We start from the raw sequence: 20,234 nt of genomic DNA on the forward strand, positions 1-20,234 counted from the left end.
GGAGCGTGACAGTTGTGGCACAATATGAAACCTTGCTTTCGCGGTTTATCGGTTATGTAAAGGTCAATACGAGATCAGATCCAGATTCGACAACCATTCCTTCTTCGCCTAGGGAAGTAAACTTTTTAAAGTCGATTGCTGAGGAATTAACTGAGCTTGGACTATCGGATATCAAAACGGATCTTAACAGTGGTTATGTAACTGCAGTTCTGCCAGCTAATGATGACGGCAATACAGCACCAATTGGCTTTTTAGCACATATTGATACTGCGGATTTTAATGCAGAAAATATCACACCTAACATTGTTAAGAACTATGATGGTCAATCAGACATTAAACTTAGTGATGATGGTCAGTGGACATTAAAGCCTAGCGAATTTCCAGCATTGCACAATTACACCGGTGACACATTAATTACAACTGACGGTACAACACTTTTGGGCGCCGACGATAAAACTGGTGTGGCTGAAATTATGACGGCCATGGAGTACTTGCTTAATCATCCAGACGTTAAGCATGGTGAAATTCATGTTGGTTTTGGTCCAGATGAAGAAATCGGTACTGGTGCGGATCACTTTGATGCTAAGGGTTTCGGCGTTAAGTATGCCTACACGGTTGATGGCGGTCCATTAGGTGAATTGGAATACGAGACGTTTAATGCTGCACAGGCAGTCGTGACTATTCAAGGGAAGGATGTTCACACGGCTACTGCTAAAGGCGTTATGCAAAACGCACTTCAAATTGGTATTGATTTCCATAATCAATTACCTGCAAGTGACCGTCCAGAAAACACTGAGGGTCGGGAAGGCTTCTTCCACCTGTACAAAATGACTGGGACCGTTGATCAAGCCCAGTTAACCTACATTATTCGTGATCACGATCATCAGAAGTTTGAAGACCGTAAACAACAAATGCAAGATATTGCTGATAAGCTCAATGCTACCCTAGATGAACCGCGGGTTAAATTGGTGCTGACGGACCAGTATTACAATATGCGTGAAGTGCTTGAAAAGGACATGACACCGGTTGAACTGGCTAAAAAGGCCATGACTGATTTAGATATCGAACCTGTTATTTACCCGGTTCGTGGTGGAACAGATGGCTCCAAGATTTCATTCATGGGTGTGCCAACGCCGAACTTGTTTGCTGGTGGTGAGAACATGCACAGCCGTTATGAATATGTTTCTCTGCAGACTATGGAACGCGCTGTTGATGTAATTTTGAAGATTACTGAACTCAATCGGCAGGCTTAACAAGTGGTAGCCATTATTTGTGATACAAAATAAAAACGACCCCAACAGACACATCTGCTAGGATCGTTTTTATTATCTATCGTGTGCGATGCTGGTTAGCAACCTGCGACAACGATTATGATTGACTTGCTTCATCAGCATTAGCCGCTGGTTTGTCGGCCATCATGTGTGTTGCGACTGAAGTCACAAGGCAGACGATGGCGGCAACGATGCCAATTTCAAAAGCGTTATATTGCAGCAATTCTAGTTGCCCACCAATATAACCAATGACCTCGCCCCAGATGAAGCCCCAAAAGATTACAGTTAAGTAACGCATATTGTGACCACCTTTCATATCACTAGTAGTTTAACACTCTGACTACTGATTTCAATAAACTTTCATTCGCGAATACGGATAATTTTGACGGGTTTTGTTATAATATGAAAGACGAACAAACGTTTGAATATGAAACTTAATCGATTATTCAATGAAAGGGGGATGCTTGTGTCTTCGGAGACTGAAATTGAGGCAGCAACGGTACCGTTATCTCGCAAAATAAATGGTCTCGTGCCATTATCCGTTATCAGTAGTTATAGTCTATTGCAAAGCCCAACAAGAGTTACAGAACTCGTGCAAACGGCAAAACAGCGAGGGTATCAGGCAGTTGCACTGACTGACATTAATGTGTTGTATGGCGTTGTTGACTTTTTTAATGCTGCGCAAAAAGCTGGCATCAAACCATTAATTGGGCTGACTATCGAACTAACCAGCGAGGTTACTGAGCCAGCAACCAATGACCAGACGATGCCATCCACAAAGCAGAATGCACTGCCAACATTCCCATTAACTTTGATTGCTAAAAATGAACATGGATATCAAAATCTAATTCAAATTTCCTCAGCAAAGATGACCCGCGAAGAACGTGATCCATTAACAATTGACGACATCAGTGATTGGTTGTCAGACTTGGTCATTATTAATGGATTACAAAGTGAAATTGGCCGACTAGCCAGTACGGGACAACAAACAACGGCGGCCCAACTCATGACACTGTTGCAAAAAATTGCAAATGACACGGTATATCTGGGCGTGAGTGATCAACAATCAAGAGCGACAATCGACACGCTTCAACAATTTGCAGATCAGAATCATTGTCGATTGGTGGCTGTCAATGACGTTCGCTATTTGAATCCCGATGATAGTTTTAAGACTAGTGTGATGACGTCGATTAGCAGTGGTGAACAGATCACTAATTTAGGAGCTGTAAGTCAACAGACAGGTCCTTGGTATCTTCGTGAGTCTGTGCCGTTAGCCAATCACTATCATGAATTGGGACTGGATGAGGCCGTTCGGGAAACGAGTCAAATTGCTAACATCGCAACGGTTGACTTCACGTTTCAAGCCCCACAATTACCACATTTCAAGACGCCCAATCATGAACCAGCGGCAGATTATTTGCGACAACTTTGTGCAGCGGGCTTGACCAAACGTTTAGGCGAAGACAATCCACTGGCGGATCGGTATCAACAAAGATTGAACCACGAGCTGACTGTTATCCATCAGTTAGGCTTTGACGATTATTTTCTAATTGTCTGGGACGTGATGAACTATGCTCATGAACATCACATTACTACCGGTCCTGGCCGTGGCTCGGCGGCTGGGTCCTTGGTGGCTTATGTGCTAGCCATTACGGAAGTTGATCCGTTAACCTATGATCTACTGTTTGAACGATTTTTGAACGATCAGCGAGCTCAGATGCCCGATATTGATTTGGATATTCCAGACGACAAACGTGATGAACTGTTGCTGTATGTGCGTGATCGATATGGCGCCGATAAGGTTGGCCAGATCATTACGTTTGGTACCCTTGGCGCTAAGCAGGTCATTCGTGACGTTGGCCGTGTATTTGGTTTGTCCACTTTCCAAATGGCAGAATGGAGCAGGACGATTCCCGGTGGTTTAGGCGTGACGTTGGCCAGCGCACAACGTGATTCACAGCCATTACGTAACCTAATCGCGGACAGTGGTGTCAACTCGCTACTGTTTGAAACAGCCATGGCGTTGGAAGGCTTGCCACGGCACACGTCGACACATGCTGCCGGTGTTGTCTTAAGTGATCAGCCATTAACGGATATTGTCCCGGTTCAATCAGGTTCTGAAGGCCTGCTTGTAGCCCAGTTCCCTAAAAATACCGTTGAAGCACTTGGGTTGCTTAAGATGGATTTTCTTGGACTCCGCAATTTAACTATTTTAGCAAATACATTAGCAGAGATTGAAACAACGACGGGCAAGAAGCTTCAAGTTAACGATATTCCGTTAAACGATAGTGCCACACTGGCCTTGTTTCAAAAAGGCGATACAAATGGTGTCTTTCAGTTTGAATCAAGCGGCATTAAAAATGTCTTGCGTCAATTGCATCCGGAAACCTTTGAATTAGTCGTCGCGGTTAACGCGCTTTATCGACCCGGACCGATGGAAAACATCGATCACTTCATTGCCCGTAAAAAGGGCAATGAACCAGTCACATATCCGGCCCAGGCGTTGGAACCAATTTTGGGACCAACATTTGGTATCATTGTTTATCAAGAGCAGGTTATGCGAGTCGCCTCAGTTATGGGCGGTTTCTCACTGGGTAAGGCCGATATTCTTCGCCGTGCCATGAGTAAAAAAGATCATCATAAGATTGATGCACTACGTACCGAGTTTATTGAGGGTGCGGTGGCTAATAAATTTACGCAAGCCGTTGCTGTCCAGGTCTATGACTATATTGAAAATTTTGCATCTTATGGTTTTAACCGATCACATGCCGTTGCCTACAGCAAAATGGCGTTTGAACTCGCTTATCTAAAAGTGCATCATCCGGGTGCTTTTTTTACAGCACTACTTAATTCTGTACTGGGTAATCCAACAAAAACGAAATTATATTTGTTAGAGGCAAAACAACATGGCGTCAATGTAGCAGCGCCCAACGTTAACGTCAGTCAGACGGGATTCTCACTGGTAAACGGGCAAATCGTGTTTGGCCTTAGTGACATTAAAGGTGTGCGTCGAGATTTTGTTGGCAATATCTTGGCATTGCGGCAAAAAAACGGTGCATTTAAAGACTTAGAAACATTTGTCAACGCTATTGACCCACAGTTTCGGAAAACGGACGTCTTAACTGCCATGATCTATGCTGGTAGCTTTGACAGTTTTGGCTTAAACAGAGCTGAGCTGTTGGACCTGTTGCCACGTGTGATTTCTGGTGCTCAGGTCAGCATCGATCTGTTCGAATCCAACTTGGGGCTTAAACCTAAGGTTGAGCATCGCCATGATTTGTCTTTGAAAGAAAAATTAAGTCATGAGGCCGAAATACTTGGCGCTTATGTATCTGGTCACCCGGTAGAACAGTACACAGGGCTCAGCCAACAACTGAATGCAACACCAATTGTCGATGTCGCGGTTGGCCAGGTGACAACCGTTATTCTGTACACGAGTCGGATTCGTGAAATAAGAACTAAAAAGGGTGACCGAATGGCGTTTGTCAGCGGGAACGATCCATCTGGCGAATTGTCGATCACCGTCTTCCCACGACTTTATAAGGAAGTTAGCGAATGGTTAGCGCCAGAGCAGGTCGTCGTTGTGACTGGTAAAATTGATACGGGTCGCCAACTGGAGATTGTAGCGGATCGGCTTCAATTGGCCAAAACAGTTCAGGAGCAAGGTGTACATCAGCAATCCCGACAAAATGTGCAGCTGAGTGGTGAATCCAATACGCGGTCGAATCATCCTGCTCAAGCAGCAACGAAGCCACAAGCGCAAGCTGCGCCAATTGGCACTTGGTATTTACAACTGACCGAGGCAAACATTGCTGCTGGTGCAGAGAACAACTTTCGTCAGCAAATGGTCAGCTTACGCGGCAATAATCCGGTAATTTTGCATAATCAAGTTGATAACCGGACAGTCAAGCTGGCGTCAGCATTTAATTTAGCGGCCACGACACAAGCGCGAAATCAATTGATCGGGATTTTTGGTGACGGTAATGTCGTTTTTCGGCGAAATCAGACATAAATGTTTAAACTGTCTTCAACAAAATGAAAAACCGGTGTGGGTTTTCATGAATATTTATGAAAACTCATGAAAAGGGCGACAACGACATTTTAAAAGTGTTAAACTAATATCGTATTTAAGGGAACAATAACGTTCTCAAAAAAGCCACTCTGTGGCACAAACTCAAAGGGAGAGATTTTTGTTATGAAAAAAACTAAAATCGTTAGCACGCTTGGACCAGCCAGCTCAGACGTTGATACGATCGTTAAGCTGATTGAAGCAGGCGCCAACGTTTTCCGTTTTAACTTTTCTCACGGAGATCATGAAGAACACCTTGGCCGTTTAAACAACGTCCATGAAGCTGAAAAGATTACTGGCAAGACTGTTGGTATCATGCTTGATACTAAGGGTGCTGAAATCCGGACAACGGTTCAAAAAGATGGCAAGATCGAATACAAGACTGGTGACAAGGTTCGTATCTCAATGGACGACTCCATTGAAGGTACACACGACAAGATTGCCGTTACCTACCCTGGCTTATACGATGATGTTCATGTTGGTGGTCACGTACTGTTTGACGATGGTTTGATCGACATGAAGATTGACGAAAAAGACGATGCTAACAAAGAATTAGTAACCACTGTTCAAAACAATGGGATGCTTGGTTCTCGTAAGGGTGTTAACGCACCTGGTGTTTCCATCAACTTGCCTGGGATCACTGAAAAGGATTCCTCAGACATTCGTTTTGGTTTGGATCATGAAATCAACTTCATCGCCGCTTCATTCGTACGTAAAGCGCAAGATGTTCTGGACATTCGTGCTCTGCTTGAAGAAAAGAACATGCAACATGTTCAAATCTTCCCTAAGATCGAATCTCAAGAAGGTATCGACAACTTCGACGAAATTCTTGAAGTCTCAGATGGTTTGATGGTTGCCCGTGGTGACATGGGTGTTGAAATTCCTGCTGAAAATGTGCCATTAGTACAGAAGGAATTGATCCGTCGTTGTAACGAATTGGGCAAGCCAGTTATCACTGCTACCCAAATGTTGGATTCAATGCAAGAAAACCCACGTCCTACACGTGCCGAAGCATCTGACGTTGCTAACGCCGTATTTGATGGTACTGACGCAACCATGTTATCTGGTGAATCTGCTAACGGTGACTACCCAGTAGAATCTGTTGCAACGATGAACCGGATCGACATCAAGGCTGAAAATGACTTGAGTGTTGATGGTCATGCTGTTCACAACTTCGATACTTCAGATGTTACAGAAGCTGTTGCTGCTGCTGTTGCCCGTACTGCAAGTAACTTGCACGTGAAGACAATCGTTGCTGCTACTGCTTCAGGTCACACTGCACGGATGATCAGCAAGTACCGTCCAAACGCCGACATTCTTGCCGTTACGTTTGACGAACGCACTCAACGCGGTTTGATGATCAACTGGGGTGTTTACCCAGTTATCGACACTGCCCCAGCAAGCACTGATGACATGTTCGCATTAGCTAAGAAGCGTGTTGTTGAAGAAGGCTTAGCTGAAAAGGGTGACACGATCTTAGTTACTGCCGGTGTACCAGTTGGTACAAAGGGTACAACTAACATCATGCGTGTTATGCGGATCGACTAATTTTAAAAAGAATTCGTTTAAGGCTGCTGACGTTTGTCGGCGGCCTTTTTCTTTCTTAAATTGCAGGTCTTTCTGGGCGGATGTCGCTTGCGATTAAGCTTTCTGCTATAATAGACAAAATGAAATTACCGATTTGGAGGCAGTTATGCACGATTTATTAGGCCGTGTGATTGAAACAAAGGTCACTGATCAAAACGAAGATTACTACATCGTTCAATGTGAGGGATTTTCGTTTCAATTTGATAAAAAAGAAGCAGATCATCAGCTGGGGATAGGTGCTCAGGTTATGGGCTTTGCTTACGAAAATGAGGATCATGATTACCAGATTTCAACAACGATTCCAAAGTCACAGGTTGGTCACTATGCGTTTGGGACAGTTGTTCGGTCCGCACATGGCCTGGGCGTGTTTGTGGACGTTGGCTTGCCTAACAAAGATTTTGTCGTTTCGGTGGACGAATTACCGACGATTGACGGGTTGATGCCTCAAAAGGGTGATCGTTTGATGGTTAGCCTTGTCGTCGATGCTAAAAATCGTTTGTGGGCACACCTAGCTGATTCTGAGATTTTTACTGCTATCAGTCGCCGGGCGACAACTGCAGACAGAAATCATGACTTAACAGCAACAGTATACCGATTAAAATTAGCTGGCACTTTAGTTATAACTGACGATTATTATCTTGGGTTCGTTCATCCTTCAGAGCGTGATCACGAACCACGACTAGGGGAACAAGTACATGGCCGTGTTATTGGTGTGCGCCCTGATGGTGGACTGAACATCTCACTGAAGCCGCGTGCTTATCAGGCAATTAGTGAGGATGCTGCGCAACTATTGGCAACGCTTGGTCATGAAGCAAGTCATACGCTACCCTTTACAGATAAAAGTAACCCTGATGCCATCAAGGCGTATTTTGGGATTAGCAAGGGACAGTTCAAACGGGCCGTGGGTCATTTACTCAAAGCTCGTTACATTGAACAGACTGCAGATGGCATTACGTTAACGGAGACCGGTGTTAAAGCAGCAAATGAGCAATGAAAAAGAAATCCCAACCGCGATTTTGGACCCGATGGATGACTATTTGACCTATATTAAAGTTGAACGTGGTTTGTCCAAGAATAGCATTATTAGTTACAAACAGGATATTCAGGCATTTAGCCAGTTTATTGTGGCGCAAGGACTCACTAGTCTCAAGCAGGTGGATCGTTACGTGATCCTAAATTATCTGCAAATTGAAGATCAAGCTCATAAAGCGCGTAACACGGTTATTCACAGTGTTTCGAGTCTGCGGAAATACTTTTTGTTTTTGACGCGGGACGGGTACGTTGATGAAAATCCGATGTTGAAAATTGATTCACCAAAACGCGCTCGGCATTTGCCACAAGTTTTGACGGTTGAAGAAGTCGACCGGTTATTAGCTGTTCCGGATGTCAGCAAACCACTGGGAATTCGTGATCGTACCTTACTCGAAGTCATGTACGCAACTGGCATGCGAGTCAGTGAAGCGGTTAATCTGACTGGGAATAATTTACATTTAGATCTCGGGTTTATTCAAACTGTTGGTAAGGGTGACAAGGAACGTATCATTCCAATTGGTGATCTTGCGACAGAGTGGCTAACATCGTACATGAACACCGTGCGTCCGAAACTAGTTCATGGACAGCCAACAACGGCGATTTTTGTTAATGCTCACGGCCGCCAACTTACGCGTCAAGGTGTGTGGAAAAACCTAAAAGCGATGGTTAAAAGCGCTGGAATCAAGAAAGATGTGACACCGCATACGTTACGCCATTCGTTTGCCACACACATCTTGGAAAATGGCGCTGATTTAAGGGTGGTTCAGGAACTACTGGGCCATGCGGATATTTCAACGACACAGATTTATACTCATATTTCTAAGCAACGGTTAACAGAGGTTTATAAAAAAGCTCATCCGCGAGCATAACTCAATTAATAGCGGAATAAAGAAATGTTGGAAAGGGGACGAAGTCATGCTAGTTAAATACCGTGATGATTATGAAAAAACAACCATGGGATTGCTGTCCTTCTTGCCGGACTTTCACAACATGAAGCATCTAAAAGCAGAAATGGCTTGGTATACTGATGGCAGTGGTCGGCAAATGTATCTATGGCGAAACGACCACAACCAGTTTACTGGCGTCGTGGGGTTTGAATTGGAAGATCAGTTTGTACTCATTCGATTACTTGTTCTGTCACCTCAAGAACGTAATGATAGTACAAGAAAGGCCATTTTAGATGCCGTTGCAGAACTATTCCCTGAAAAACGGATCATGGGCACCATTGCTACTACGCCAATGATTATGCGGTGGAGGAATATTGATGGGCACTAATGCGACAGACACCCGTAAATCATGGCCTGGACAACGTGCTCACGATCGGGAGGCACAAGTCAATTTAGCGTTAGCAAACCAGCCAACGATTAAAATTGCTGACTTCGAGGGGCCGTTAGATTTATTATTGCATCTGATTCGCAGTTCAGAAATGGATATTTATGACATTCAAATCTCTGCAATCACATCGCAATATCTAAAATATTTACATCAAATGCAAAACATGAAGCTGGATGTCGCAGGCGAATACTTTGTCATGGCGGCGACGCTCATGACGATTAAAAGTAGAATGTTATTGCCTCGGGCGGCTGACGAGGATGAGGATGCTACTGACGATTCAGATCCGCGGTCGGAATTAGTAACTCAATTACTGGAGTATCGTCGTTATCAACAGGCGGCTGATGAATTACGCGATAAGGAGCAAGATCGTAAACAGCAATTTACTCGCGCTGCGAGTGGTGTGCCGGCAGATGTTCAATTGGGTTCTTTGGTTCCAGGGATTACGGTGGCGGATTTGCAAGCCGCATTTAAGCATATGTTGGCACAGCGACAAATTGCCAAACCTGTGTCTCGAACGGTGTCGGGCGACCAATTTACTATTCGCGAACAGATGCGAGTTATGTTAAATAAATTGGATCGTAAGCGACCGACCGCTTTTGAGGACTTGTTTTCTGAGCAACCACAAACTGATGAACTTGTGACAACATTTTTGGCCATGTTGGAACTAGCAAAAATGAATGCCGTCCGGTTCGACCAAAGTGTTGTTAACGGTCCGATTCAGGTCTTTGCTGGTGAACGGAGCAAGGATGATCTAGATAAAGAAGTATTAACGCCATTTGAGGATGAAAAAGAGTCATGACAAATATCGAACAAATTGAAGGACTTCTGTTTATTGCAGGTGACGAAGGCATTTCGGTTGCGGAAATGTCCCATGCAACAGGTTTCATGCGTGCGGCAATCAACACGATGTTGGATCAGATTGCCAAACGTCATGAGGAGAGTGTGGATGATCCACTCTGTTTGCTAGACAACGATGGTATCTACCGACTGGCTACAAAAAAAGAATTAGCCGGTGTGATCAAACGTTATTTTGAGGCACCCTTAGCAACTAATTTATCGCAAGCCTCATTGGAAGTTCTTGCTATCACCGCTTATCGCCAGCCAGTAACACGAATCGATATTGATGAGATTCGTGGGGTGTCCAGCACAGCAACACTGCAAAAATTGGTGCTTCGCAATCTTGTGGAAGCCCACGGGCGAAAAGATGAGCCAGGTCGCCCCATTTTATATAGAACAACAAATTATTTTTTAGACTATTTTGGCCTAAATGACATTAGTCAATTGCCGCCGTTACCGCAAGCAGAAACGTTAGATGAAGCTCAAGCAGAAACAGGAGATCTGTTCTTAGCGGCTTTTCAAGATCAATTGGCTGGTACAACAGAAGACAAAGAAAAACATGAGGATTAATAATGGCAGAAAGATTACAAAAAGTTATGGCTCGGGCCGGTGTCGCATCGCGGCGTAAGTCTGAAACATTGATTTCGACAGGACATGTTCAGGTTAATGGAACGGTTATTCGCGAATTAGGCACAAAAGTGACTGCGGATGATGCAATACAAGTGGATGGTGTTGCAATCCAGCAAGAGCAGTTTGTGTATTATTTGTTGTACAAACCGCGCAGTGTTGTATCCACTGCCCACGATGACAAGGGGCGTCGGACGGTAGTCGATTTATTGGACGATATTGATGAGCGAATTTATCCGGTTGGCCGTTTGGACTACGATACGTCCGGATTGCTGTTAATGACTAATGACGGTGAACTAGCCAATCAGTTAATGCACCCTAAGTTTAAAGTTGATAAAACGTATGTCGCTAAAGTAAAAGGCGTGCCGACAAACGATGCCTTAGAAAAACTGCGTCATGGTCTCGTTGTTGATGGTCATAAGACCTCGCCAGCTAAAAGTAAGCTGATTAGTGTTGATCACCGTAAAAACACAGCTATCGTTCAATTAACAATTCATGAAGGTCATAATCACCAAGTTAAAAACATGTTGACGGCCGTTGGCTTTCCAGTTGAAAAGTTGCGACGCGACAGTTATGGTCCTTTGACTCTTGATGGTCTGACGTCTGGTGATTATCGTGAATTGAAATCTGTTGAACTCGAAGCATTACGTGAATCGATTTCAAACAAGAAGGGTTTTCGCCGCTAACGCTTAGTCACATAATTACACGTGGAGAAGAAGATTATGTTGACCATTTTTGGTTATGTGTTAAACTTCACTTGTAAGTAATTACAAATTTAATACTTGGTTCGTCTTCAGGGCAGGGTGAAATTCCCGACCGGCGGTGATAGCCCGCGACTCTCCATTCAATGGAGATTGATCTTGGTGAAATTCCAAGGCCGACAGTAAAGTCTGGTATAAAGAAGATCGGCAATTATGAGTCTTATTTTGATGGATTCAACATGTCTGATCGTGTTCCCTTGAAGGAATGTGATGAGACTTTTTTTATTGCCATGCCAAAGAAGATGACCCATCTAAAATGGTGCTCAAGATGAAAACTGTGACAGTTCCATCGAGGGTACTTAAGGAGGAGTTTCAGATGGGCAGTACAGCATTACGACGGATGATCAGCGTCGCCGTGTTAGGCGCAGTTGCGGCGGTCATCATGTTTTTAGAGTTTCCGATTTTGCCGGGAGCAACATTTATGAAGCTGGATCTCAGCTTATTAATTATTTTGCTGGGAACAGTGATTTATGGGTTGGGCGATGGTGCATTGATTGCGCTAATCGCGGTGGTCTTACATTTATTGCTAAAGGGTATCAATCCTTTTAGCTTAATTGGTGACACGATTGCTTTTGTAGCCAATATGGCGTATGTGATTCCGATTTACTGGTTGTTAACGCGGTCAAACCGAAAGATCAGTTTTAAATTGTCAGTTGGAATTTCACTGAGTACGGTGTTGCTGACAATTATTATGGCATTGCTCAATGCATTTTTAATGTTTCCGTTATACATGAAGGTTGGTGGCTTACCGCAATCAACAAACATTCCAGCGTTGATTTGGACTGTAGTGGTGCCATTCAATCTAATCAAGGGCGTCATTATCGGCATTGCTTTTTGGATTGTTTATTGGCGAATGGCACCATGGTTAAGCAGACAACGACGTGCCATTAATAATAAATAATGAAATGAGTAAATGTAAAAGCAGCCATTTTAGCTTGGTTGCTTTTTTCTGTCGCTAGTAGTCAGCGGTCTTGTGTTAAACTGACATCACAGCATTGTAGGAGGGGTTGGCGTGAATCCAGAATTTTTAATCCGTTTATTATCAGCTTCACAACCACGTCGACCCAAAGTTATTTTTAACTGTTTGACCGGCAAGAGAACGGTGTCGGTGCTCTATTGGGCGCTCCGCTATGATTTGTTGTCATGGCTGAGTGTACTGCCATCGTTACAGTGGGACACGTTTAACGAAGCGGTAAATAAGTTAGTGAGGGAAAAACGAGTGACAGTTCAGTCGGACGGCCAATTATTGAGCAATGAGGCGCTGGAAAATCACGAACTGTCAGAACTCTTTCCGGCAAAACAGCGGCAAATGTATCGAATTATGCACGTTAAAATCGTGGCTGAAACTACTTTATTAGGCATTCAGGCTCTTTCACATACCATTTATCACGATATGGGGTATTTTCCTGTTAGTGTTAGTGAACGTGCCAGAGTACAGGTGCGGCGCTGGTTCAGAAGTAGTTCGTTTGATGAGAACCATTTACGTGACTTAACGCTGTCCTTGAACTGTTGGTTAACGACAATGCCGTCGCGGAACGCAGACGTCTTTTTGAGTCAACTGGCTGGGGAAAAGCATCCAGGGTATACCGTTCAACAGCTTTCACAAGCTTTGAAACTGCCGACATGGCAAATTGATTTAATTCAGGCGGCCAACTTGGCAGCATTTGTACAGTTTTGCCAAGCCGACACGCAGGGGTGGCGTAACTTATTAAGTCCGTTTATGGATCAGGCATTACCACGACCGGTGAAACAAACACTCAGTGCCGTTCAGCAGGGGACAACAAGAATAGTGATTGCACAACAACGGGGATTGAGGCCCAGTACAATTAATGAACATTTATTAACTGCCGCGATTTTATTACCGCTGGATCAGTTTCCGTATGAAAAATGCGTTGACGAGGCTACTCGTGAAAGTATCAAAAAACATCAACCTGTCAATATTGACAATTGGCAAGGTTCATTGGGTTCCACGCCGGCTCAGTTTTTTCAATATCGAATGACACAAATTTGGGAGACAAAGCAAAAATGAGTCGTGAACCACATAAAATTGACAATGACATCCAATTGCCACGTCATGTTAAGCCAAATGATCCACGTTTAAAATTATCAGAGACTGCTGTTGATTTAGCACGTGATCGGCAAGCGGCATTGCGTACTCATTTTGGTCTCAAGAAGTTTCGACCTGGACAGGCAGAAGCAATTGACAGTTTACAACAAGGACGAAATGTCCTGGCCATTCTGCCGACTGGGAGTGGCAAAACATTAATTTATGAATTGACAACTTATTTGATAAACCGTCCGTGTTTAATTGTGTCGCCGTTGTTATCATTAATGCAGGATCAAGTGGGACGATTGAATGAGCGCGGTGAACGGCGAGCAGTGGCATTGAACTCATTGCTGACTAAACCGGAAAAAGACAGTATCTTAAGTAGACTACAACAATATCGATTTATTTTTATTTCACCGGAGATGCTTCAAAATGAGGGTGTGATGGCGTCAATTCAGCATTGTAATATTGGGCTGCTGGTTATTGATGAGGCTCACTGTATCTCAACGTGGGGACCAGATTTTCGACCCGCCTATTTGAGCTTGGGCGACGTTCGAAGTCAACTGGGCAATCCATTAACCTGTGCGTTGACCGCTACCGCTGATGAACACGTTCAAACCGACATTTTGACACAGCTACGTTTAAGGCCAACAGCTGCGAGAAAAGCGTCGATGAATATGGTTACTGATGATGAGCAAAACGTTCAAGTCATCAGGCAGTCAGTAAATCGTCCCAATATTTTCCTAGCGATGCGTTCCGTTACTTCGCGAAAGGAGAAGGCTACCGAACTTATGGTCCTGATGGCAAAGATTGTTAAGCCTGGAATTATTTATTTTTCAAGTAAGGCACAAGCCGATGAATGGGCGCAACGGCTAAGCGACGCTGGTTATCCTGCGGCAAGCTACCATGCTGGCTTAGATGCTCAAACGCGATATACGGTCCAACAACAATTTATGGCCGACCAATTGCAAGTTGTTTGTGCAACGAGTGCGTTTGGGATGGGCATTGATAAAGATAACATTCGCTTTGTCATTCACTATCATTTACCAGGCAACTTAAATGATTACGTGCAAGAAATAGGACGGGCAGGCCGTGATGGGCAACAAAGTATTGCCATTTGTCTCATTGCGCCAGGCGACGAACAATTGCCAGCTGATTTGGCGACGCTTCCACTACCGAATGATCGTCAAGTCAAAACATTTTATGAAGCCAAACAACCGGCGTTACAAACAGATATGGACCAGTTACTTGACTATTACAAAAAGCATCATTTTAGTGAACAACAACTGATAGACCGTTTTAGCGTACTGCGTCAAGAGCGGCAGCTTGCATTACGCAAATTTATTAACTTTACGCGATCAACTGACTGTTTGCGCAAAACTCTGCTGAATGGTTTCAATGAAACTTCGGTGCCACATGACCACAGTTGCTGTGCGCCTATCGGAACGGAATTCTCATTGTCAGAATTGGGATTGTCACAGGATCAGCATGAATTGCAAAAAACAATGCAAATTCCAGGCTGGCGTCAGCAGTTTAAGGCACTTTTTAGCGAAAACTTTACTAATTCCAATGTTTGAATATGCTAGTATGTTAGACAGTGATAGGAAACAGGGAGGAAACGTCATGAGTCAAAATAACGATCCTCAAGGACAAAAGCCTTGGGACAAAAAGTTTTCGGAGGATAATGGTGAAGTATCTCGTACTGCTAACCGCAAGCGTAATAGCCATAATTCATTAATTACGGCATTGCTTGTCCTAGTTATCATTGCGTTAGCCGCAGTACCAACCTGGTATTATCTGGCTCACATGAATACGTTTAATCATCCTCAGAGCGCGGCCGTGTCGGTCTCCTCATCTAAGAAAAAAACGAGTAGTTCGTCTGTAAAAAAAAAGACAGCTTCCAGCAAGTCATCTTCTGTGAGCTCAGTTAGTGACAGTGCAAGTTCGACTGATACAACAGCGGTCAGTAGTGTCACAGATGACAGTAGTTCTGTAGCAACGACACAGTCCAGCGACAATACGGTTAGTTCAGATGACACTAGTTCATCTTCAAGCCAAAGCAGTTCTAGCAGCTCCGATAGTAGTAATAAATATGTCACGGTTGAAGCCGGTCAAGGCTTGTACCGCGTTGCTGTTAACAATGGGTTGTCCTTACAGCAACTGTTAACACTAAACGGACTCTCAAGTTCATCCCAAGTTGCACCTGGGCAAAAGCTCCGCGTTAAATAACAGTGAAATTAAGCTAAGAAATGTCTCATTTTGGTAATAACCTAAACTGAGACATTTTTTTGTGTTTCAACATTCGGTATAATGATAAGGTTCGAGAATGTGTATAGGAGAGGACAAGCATGAATGATTCTGCTGTAAATGGCATTCAAATTGCCATTGATGGCCCGGCTTCAGCTGGGAAAAGTACGGTTGCTAAACTCGTGGCCGCCAAATATGGATACGTTTACCTAGATACGGGTGCAATGTATCGGGCGATTACATGGGTTGCACTGCAACAGAATGTTCAACTAGACGATGAATCCGCAGTAATGGCTGTCGTCGATAAGACACCGATTCATTTTGCAGCTGGTTCGCCGGATCAACTCGTTTTTGCAGGTGATCAGGATGTTACAAAGGCAATTCGTAGTGAGAACGTTACTAATAACGTTTCAACAGTCGCTGCCTTACCGCAAGTGCGGGCTGCCTTAACTGCGCAAATGCAAAAGATTGCTGCGGCGGGTGGTATTGTGATGGACGGTCGTGATATCGGCACAACGGTCTTGCCACATGCACAGGTAAAGATTTTCTTGGTTGCCAGTGTTAAGGAACGCGCCCAGCGTCGTTATTTGGAAAATCAGAGTAAGGGCATTGAGGTTTCACTTGAAACACTGGAAGATGAAATTCAGGCTCGCGATTACAAAGATTCTCATCGGGAGACGTCACCATTGGTTCAGGCCAAGGATGCCCAGCGTTTAGATACGACTTCATTATCGGTTAAGCAAGTGGTCGAACAAATTTCAAAGACCATCGATCAATATTTAAATCATCAAGGTTAGGCTTATTACTGGTATTTCGTCGGTAATTCGATTATTATGTTAAATAGATATTGTCACTAGGAGGATTTTTTGATGAGCGAGAGCGAAGACAACAAAGAATTATTAGATGCGTTAAACAACGCGGGCCAAGTAAACATTGGCGATGTCGTTAAGGGTGAAGTATTGGCCATTGACGAAGACCGACAAGCAATTGTTGGTATCGGCGACACTGGAGTTGAAGGTGTCGTACCAGTAAAGGAATTAACTTCTGATTCAGATTCATTAAAAGTCGGTGACGTCCTGGATTTAGTTGTCATTTCACGAATTGGCAACGATAAAGAAGGCGGCAGTTACCTGTTATCACAACGTCGTTTGGAAGCCCGCAAGGCTTGGGACAACATTGAAAAGGAATACCAAAGCGGCGACAACTTGGATGCCACTGTTACACAAGTTGTTAAAGGTGGCTTAGTGGTTGATGCTGGTGTGCGTGGATTTGTTCCTGCATCAATGGTTTCTGACCACTACGTTGAAGATTTAAACCAATTCAAGGGTCAAAAATTGACGTTTAAGATTGTGGAAATCGAACCAAGCGAAAACCGTTTGATTTTGTCCCACCGTGCCATTGTTGAAGCAGAAAACAAGGCTAAACGTGAAGAGTTGTTTGCAACACTTGTTGCTGGTGATGTTGTCGAAGGTACAGTTGCACGGATGACTGACTTTGGTGCATTCGTTGACCTCGGTGGTGTGGATGGCTTAGTCCATGTTTCGGAAATCTCATACGAGCATGTTAACAAGCCAAGTGATGTCTTAAAGGTTGGTCAACAAATCAAGGTTAAGGTATTGAATGTTGACCCAGATCGTCAACGAATTTCATTATCCTTGAAGCAGACACAACCTGGTCCTTGGGATGACATCGAAGAAAAGGCTCCAGTTGGTGCCGTTCTTGACGGAACTGTTCGTCGTTTGACTGATTTTGGTGCATTTGTTGAAGTGTTCTCAGGTGTTGAAGGTTTAGTTCACATTTCACAAATCTCTCACGAACACATTGCTACACCAAATGATGTTTTGAAGGTTGGACAAGATGTTAAGGTTAAGGTTCTGAATGTTGACCCTGAGCAACAACGTCTTGGTTTATCCATCAAGGCATTGGAAGAAAAGCCAGCCAGTGAAAATAACCATGAAGAACACGAAGATCGTGGCGCTTCCCGTAATGATGTTCAAAATTACTCAAGCGATGATGATGGTGGTTTCACCATTGGCGATTTGACTGGTAACAATTTAAACAAGTAGGTTGAATTAAGCTACCATGGATTCCTCCGTTTTGGGGGAATCTTTTTTTATGGTAATGCGATGTCTCCCAGCGTGCGGATTGTTGCGAAATACGTGACAATTGCGTAAACTAGGACACGATATTGAACAAGAACAGGAGGAAAGCTATGGCTAATCCAACAGTGGCCATTGTTGGCCGACCAAACGTCGGAAAATCCACAATTTTTAACCGTTTAGTGGGTGACCGAATTTCCATTGTGGAAGATACGCCGGGAGTTACCCGTGATCGTATTTATTCATCTGCAGAGTGGCTCGGTCGTCACTTTAATTTGATTGATACTGGCGGGATTGATCTGTCAGATCAACCGTTTAGTGTGCAAATCACCGAACAGGCAGAAATTGCGATTGATGAAGCTGACGTAATCGTCTTTTTGGCGAGTGCGGTAGAAGGTGTCACCGACGAGGACGAACAGGTCGCAAAGATTTTATACAGAGCTGATAAGCCGGTCTTATTAGCCGTTAACAAGGCCGATAATCCAGAACAACGTCAACAAATTTATGATTTTTATACACTTGGATTTGGCGATCCATACCCAATTTCTGGTGCTCATGGGACCGGTTTAGGCGATTTATTGGATGCAGTGGTTAAAGAATTTCCAACCGATGCAGCTAACGATGAGGATGACAGTATCCGTTTCAGTTTGATTGGTCGGCCTAACGTCGGCAAATCATCCATTGTTAATGCTTTACTGGGTGAAGATCGGGTCATTGTTTCGGATGTTTCCGGTACTACTCGTGATGCCGTTAACACGAAGTTTACAGATCCCGATGGCGATGAGTTCACCATGGTTGATACCGCCGGGCTTCGTAAACGTGGTAAGGTTTATGAAAACACAGAACGGTATTCGGTCATGCGCGCGATGAGTGCCATTGACAAGAGTGACGTTGTGCTGGTCGTTTTGAATGCTGAAGAAGGTATCCGCGAGCAGGATAAACACGTTGCCGGTTACGCACATGAAGCTGGTCGTGCGATTATCATCGTTGTTAACAAGTGGGATACTTTAACCAAAGATGATTACACAATGGCTAACTTTGAAGCAGAGATTCGTGACCAGTTCCAGTATTTGGACTATGCACCAATCGTGTACGTATCTGCAAAGACGCATCAACGTTTGGACAAGTTGCCAGCCTTAATTAAGCAGGTTAACGACAACCATCGCAAACGGATTAAGTCTTCAACATTAAACGATGTGATTACTGACGCAATTGCAACAACACCAACACCGACACAAAATGGGCGTCGGTTACGTGTTTATTACGTCACTCAAGTTGCAATTCAGCCACCGACATTTGTCTTCTTTGTTAATGATCCGGAACTGATGCATTTCTCATATCAGCGTTTTTTGGAGAATCAAATTCGTAAGGCGTTCGACTTTACGGGGACGCCAATTCACCTAATTCCGCGTCAACGAAAGTAGTTGCATCAGTCAAATTAGAACGATTCAATCACTTTCATTATAAAAATGGCCAGAAACATTGATTTAACAAGGAAAAATGCACTTTTTTGCTTGTTCAAACGATGTCTGTGTGGTAAATTGAATGTTGAAATGATGCGGTTGACCGTTATTGTTTCGCCGTTTCTGGACCACTCAGAGATGGCTACTAGATGTTTACATAATTAAACGTCTAAGCCCAAATCCGGAGGTGAAATCTCACATGGCAAACAAGGCACAATTAGTTAACGATGTTGCAGCAGCAACTGGTTTAACCAAGAAATCAGCAACCGAGGCTGTTGATGCAGTTTTTGACTCAGTTCAAAAGAGCTTAGCTAAGGGCGACAAGGTGCAATTGATCGGCTTTGGTAACTTCGAAGTACGTTCACGCGCTGCTCGTAAGGGCCGTAACCCACAAACTGGGCAAGAAATCGAAATCCCAGCAAGCAAGGTACCTGCATTCAAGCCAGGTAAAGCTTTAAAGGATGCTGTTAAGTAATTTATTACTTGATGGATAAGGACTCGGAGAAATCCGGGTCCTTTTTCTTTTCCAAAACTAATTATCATAGTTTGTTCGAGATAGTGGTTACTCTGGCGCTTGCCGTTGTCAAAATCGAATGCTGCCAAGGGACGGTTCAAGCCTTCTGAAGTTCGAAGTCTTTCACCTCGCCGCAAGGCCTCGAAAACCACGAGTTTTTTCGATCGTCCCATGCTGCAAATCCGGCTTGGACCCGCCAGATTAACACCACCTTCATGGCTGCATTTAATTTTGACACCCTTATGTTCACATATCAGCCAACTCAAAAACTTAGTAAGTGTAACGTAACAAATCTAACTACTGCAGTGTCAGCAGACTTGATTGCTTTGCGGACGAGTGGAGTTG

At 43.9% G+C, this 20,234-nt stretch carries 17 protein-coding genes, 1 pseudogene and 1 riboswitch; of the genes and pseudogenes, 17 read left to right on the forward strand and 1 reads right to left on the reverse strand.

The window, feature by feature from the left end; genetic code table 11:
- Positions 1-14: 14 nt before the first annotated feature.
- The gene (pepT, locus tag GB993_RS03675) at positions 15-1,253 is read left to right on the forward strand and encodes a peptidase T (protein ID WP_161003138.1); all 1,239 of its coding nucleotides are present in this window, start codon (positions 15-17) and stop codon (positions 1,251-1,253) included.
- Positions 1,254-1,368: 115 nt separating this feature from the next.
- Here the strand turns inward: pepT and GB993_RS03680 are convergent, their stop codons facing one another.
- Positions 1,369-1,569 (reverse strand): YjzD family protein, encoded by a 201-nt coding sequence (locus tag GB993_RS03680; protein WP_161003139.1) that lies wholly within the window; start codon positions 1,567-1,569, stop codon positions 1,369-1,371.
- A 162-nt stretch (positions 1,570-1,731) separates the two neighbouring features.
- On the opposite strand from GB993_RS03680, the gene dnaE reads away from it, so the two are divergent.
- From dnaE to GB993_RS03760, 16 genes and pseudogenes are all read left to right on the forward strand, one after another.
- Positions 1,732-5,283 carry a DNA polymerase III subunit alpha gene (gene dnaE / locus GB993_RS03685; RefSeq protein WP_162854038.1) on the forward strand — a complete coding sequence of 1,184 codons (3,552 nt, stop codon included), beginning with the start codon at positions 1,732-1,734 and terminating at the stop codon, positions 5,281-5,283.
- A gap of 183 nt (positions 5,284-5,466) precedes the next feature.
- Positions 5,467-6,882: pseudogene (gene pyk / locus GB993_RS03690) on the forward strand (pyruvate kinase); the annotation flags it as partial.
- Positions 6,883-7,033: 151 nt separating this feature from the next.
- A complete protein-coding gene (locus GB993_RS03695) occupies positions 7,034-7,921 on the forward strand; it encodes a CvfB family protein (RefSeq protein ID WP_161003141.1) in 888 nt (295 codons plus the stop codon).
- The gene (xerD, locus tag GB993_RS03700) at positions 7,911-8,828 is read left to right on the forward strand and encodes a site-specific tyrosine recombinase XerD (protein WP_162854039.1); all 918 of its coding nucleotides are present in this window, start codon (positions 7,911-7,913) and stop codon (positions 8,826-8,828) included. Before GB993_RS03695 ends, xerD begins: the two co-directional genes overlap by 11 nt.
- Positions 8,829-8,874: 46 nt before the next feature.
- Positions 8,875-9,234, forward strand: a complete 360-nt coding sequence (locus GB993_RS03705) for an N-acetyltransferase (protein WP_161003142.1) — start codon at positions 8,875-8,877, stop codon at positions 9,232-9,234.
- The gene (locus tag GB993_RS03710; protein ID WP_161003143.1) at positions 9,224-10,093 is read left to right on the forward strand and encodes a segregation and condensation protein A; all 870 of its coding nucleotides are present in this window, start codon (positions 9,224-9,226) and stop codon (positions 10,091-10,093) included. Before GB993_RS03705 ends, GB993_RS03710 begins: the two co-directional genes overlap by 11 nt.
- Positions 10,090-10,701: an SMC-Scp complex subunit ScpB gene (gene scpB, locus GB993_RS03715; protein ID WP_161001259.1), complete on the forward strand. Its 612-nt coding sequence runs from the start codon at positions 10,090-10,092 to the stop codon at positions 10,699-10,701. The genes GB993_RS03710 and scpB overlap by 4 nt, the downstream gene beginning before the upstream one ends.
- A 2-nt stretch (positions 10,702-10,703) precedes the next feature.
- Positions 10,704-11,444, forward strand: a complete 741-nt coding sequence (locus tag GB993_RS03720; protein WP_161001260.1) for a pseudouridine synthase — start codon at positions 10,704-10,706, stop codon at positions 11,442-11,444.
- A 99-nt stretch (positions 11,445-11,543) separates the two neighbouring features.
- Positions 11,544-11,668: riboswitch (FMN riboswitch) on the forward strand.
- Positions 11,669-11,835: 167 nt separating this feature from the next.
- Complete coding sequence (locus GB993_RS03725) at positions 11,836-12,420, forward strand: ECF transporter S component (protein WP_161003144.1); 585 nt, start codon at positions 11,836-11,838, stop codon at positions 12,418-12,420.
- A gap of 111 nt (positions 12,421-12,531) precedes the next feature.
- A complete protein-coding gene (locus tag GB993_RS13175; protein ID WP_161003145.1) occupies positions 12,532-13,548 on the forward strand; it encodes a helix-turn-helix domain-containing protein in 1,017 nt (338 codons plus the stop codon).
- On the forward strand, positions 13,545-15,143 hold the full coding sequence (locus GB993_RS03735) for a RecQ family ATP-dependent DNA helicase (RefSeq protein WP_161003146.1): 1,599 nt from the start codon (positions 13,545-13,547) through the stop codon (positions 15,141-15,143). The genes GB993_RS13175 and GB993_RS03735 overlap by 4 nt, the downstream gene beginning before the upstream one ends.
- A 46-nt stretch (positions 15,144-15,189) precedes the next feature.
- Entirely contained in the window at positions 15,190-15,795 is a 606-nt protein-coding gene (locus tag GB993_RS03740; protein WP_161003147.1) for a LysM peptidoglycan-binding domain-containing protein, read from the forward strand.
- Positions 15,796-15,914: 119 nt separating this feature from the next.
- A complete protein-coding gene (gene cmk, locus GB993_RS03745; RefSeq protein ID WP_161003148.1) occupies positions 15,915-16,610 on the forward strand; it encodes a (d)CMP kinase in 696 nt (231 codons plus the stop codon).
- Between the two features lie 72 nt (positions 16,611-16,682).
- Positions 16,683-17,879 (forward strand): 30S ribosomal protein S1, encoded by a 1,197-nt coding sequence (gene rpsA / locus GB993_RS03750; RefSeq protein WP_161003149.1) that lies wholly within the window; start codon positions 16,683-16,685, stop codon positions 17,877-17,879.
- A gap of 146 nt (positions 17,880-18,025) precedes the next feature.
- Entirely contained in the window at positions 18,026-19,336 is a 1,311-nt protein-coding gene (gene der / locus GB993_RS03755; RefSeq protein ID WP_161003150.1) for a ribosome biogenesis GTPase Der, read from the forward strand.
- A gap of 238 nt (positions 19,337-19,574) precedes the next feature.
- On the forward strand, positions 19,575-19,850 hold the full coding sequence (locus GB993_RS03760) for an HU family DNA-binding protein (RefSeq protein WP_017261921.1): 276 nt from the start codon (positions 19,575-19,577) through the stop codon (positions 19,848-19,850).
- Positions 19,851-20,234 lie beyond the last annotated feature (384 nt).

This window comes from Furfurilactobacillus milii, from assembly GCF_009864005.1.
In the GTDB taxonomy this organism is placed as follows: Bacteria; Bacillota; Bacilli; order Lactobacillales; family Lactobacillaceae; genus Furfurilactobacillus; species Furfurilactobacillus rossiae_B.

Coding starts and splice junctions, on each gene's coding strand:
- xerD (WP_162854039.1), top strand. CDS start 7,911: ATGAGCAATGAAAAAGAAATCCCAACCGCGATTTTGGACCCGATGGAT.
- der (WP_161003150.1), top strand. CDS start 18,026: ATGGCTAATCCAACAGTGGCCATTGTTGGCCGACCAAACGTCGGAAAA.
- GB993_RS03725 (WP_161003144.1), top strand. CDS start 11,836: ATGGGCAGTACAGCATTACGACGGATGATCAGCGTCGCCGTGTTAGGC.
- GB993_RS03735 (WP_161003146.1), top strand. CDS start 13,545: ATGAGTCGTGAACCACATAAAATTGACAATGACATCCAATTGCCACGT.
- scpB (WP_161001259.1), top strand. CDS start 10,090: ATGACAAATATCGAACAAATTGAAGGACTTCTGTTTATTGCAGGTGAC.
- GB993_RS03720 (WP_161001260.1), top strand. CDS start 10,704: ATGGCAGAAAGATTACAAAAAGTTATGGCTCGGGCCGGTGTCGCATCG.
- GB993_RS03695 (WP_161003141.1), top strand. CDS start 7,034: ATGCACGATTTATTAGGCCGTGTGATTGAAACAAAGGTCACTGATCAA.
- rpsA (WP_161003149.1), top strand. CDS start 16,683: ATGAGCGAGAGCGAAGACAACAAAGAATTATTAGATGCGTTAAACAAC.
- GB993_RS03760 (WP_017261921.1), top strand. CDS start 19,575: ATGGCAAACAAGGCACAATTAGTTAACGATGTTGCAGCAGCAACTGGT.
- GB993_RS03705 (WP_161003142.1), top strand. CDS start 8,875: ATGCTAGTTAAATACCGTGATGATTATGAAAAAACAACCATGGGATTG.
- dnaE (WP_162854038.1), top strand. CDS start 1,732: ATGCTTGTGTCTTCGGAGACTGAAATTGAGGCAGCAACGGTACCGTTA.
- GB993_RS03710 (WP_161003143.1), top strand. CDS start 9,224: ATGGGCACTAATGCGACAGACACCCGTAAATCATGGCCTGGACAACGT.
- GB993_RS03740 (WP_161003147.1), top strand. CDS start 15,190: ATGAGTCAAAATAACGATCCTCAAGGACAAAAGCCTTGGGACAAAAAG.
- GB993_RS03680 (WP_161003139.1), bottom strand. CDS start 1,569: ATGCGTTACTTAACTGTAATCTTTTGGGGCTTCATCTGGGGCGAGGTC.
- cmk (WP_161003148.1), top strand. CDS start 15,915: ATGAATGATTCTGCTGTAAATGGCATTCAAATTGCCATTGATGGCCCG.